Genomic DNA, 1,293 nt, shown 5'->3' with positions numbered 1-1,293 from the left:
GTGACCCGTCCTGATATGGGTTGACACTTGATTGACTAAAACGCTCGATGTACTTCATCGGGCGTTTTGTATTTTAGAGCTGTATGAGGCCTATATTCATTATAGATTTTTACTGATTCAGCGACCATTTTCTTTGCTTCATCTAAATCATTAGGCTTATTCAACAGATACTCCATCTTCAGTATTCCGTTGATCCTCTCTGCCAACGCATTCTGATAACAGTCATAGCCATCAGTCATTGAGCAAGATACACCATACTGTCGATGCAACTCTTGGTATTCAACAGAGCAGTACTGAACACCTCTATCTGAGTGATGGACAAGCTCACCTGTATTCTTCCGCCCTTTCAACGCGTTTAAAAAGGCCAGCTTGACCGTGCGAGCTTTCATATCATCACTTATGTGATAGCCCACGATTTTTCTTGAGTAAGCGTCCGTCACTAAACTGAGATAAGTACTACCACGCCGCGTTGCTAGATAAGTAATATCGGCAACCCATAATTGCTCTGGTCTTTCCGGGATTAAGCCTTCCTTAATTCGATTTGGATGGCAGTAAAAGCGATGATTACTGTTTGTAGTTCGATGATAAGCCCTTCGATTCTGTACTAATAATCGATTCATTCTCAGCAGAGAGAATAAGCGGTCTCGCCCGATTTCAATATCGTTCTGAGAAAGTAAATACTTGATCTTACGGGCTCCTATACGAGGGTGCATCATCCTTTGCTCTTTCACAAAACCGAGTATGGATTCATCTTTCTTTGTCTGATGAATTTCTGCAACACAGCGCTTGTAGAAAGCTTGTCGTGTAATACCTATGAAGTGGCAAGCTTTAGTGACGGTCAATCTTCTGACCGTTTTTTCCTTAATAACTCGGCCTTGCGCTTCTTTGAGATTCGGACTCCGAAATCTCGATCCATGACTTTTACAACCGCTTCAAAGAACTCAGCTTTGAGCTGAGTTTCTTCTAATTGCTGCTCGAGTTCTTTGATTCGTTGCTCTGGGGTTTGAGTTGAGGAAGAGTTTGACATAGTCGCTCCTAACGCTCTCGATTGTTCTATTCCTTTAGACCAATCTAGTTGACCATGTTTGCGAAGCCAAACTAAAACGGTAGAGCGACCTTGGATCCCATAACGTTCTTGAGCTTGCTTATAAGTCATTTCGCCTTTTTCAATTTGGCTTACGACTGCCAATTTAAAGGCAAGAGAATAATCTCGTTGAGTACGTCTACTTGTTGTTTTCATGACACTCTCCAATTTCATGTTGGAAATGTGTCAACCATATTTAGGACGGTACA

General features: G+C 41.9%; 1 protein-coding gene. It reads right to left on the bottom strand.

Going from position 1 to position 1,293, the window contains the following annotated elements:
• Positions 1–35 precede the first annotated feature (35 nt).
• Positions 36–1,240, bottom strand: a protein-coding gene (locus tag OH460_RS27295) for an IS3 family transposase (RefSeq protein ID WP_270000190.1) whose coding sequence is annotated in 2 segments (ribosomal slippage) — positions 36–853 and positions 853–1,240 — 1,206 coding nt in all. Because the reading frame shifts where the segments join, the coding sequence is not laid out codon by codon here.
• Positions 1,241–1,293: the final 53 nt, after the last annotated feature.

Source organism: Vibrio sp. Makdt, assembly GCF_027587015.1.
In the GTDB taxonomy this organism is placed as follows: Bacteria; Pseudomonadota; Gammaproteobacteria; order Enterobacterales; family Vibrionaceae; genus Vibrio; species Vibrio chagasii_B.
This window is presented reverse-complemented; position numbering and strand designations above follow the sequence as displayed.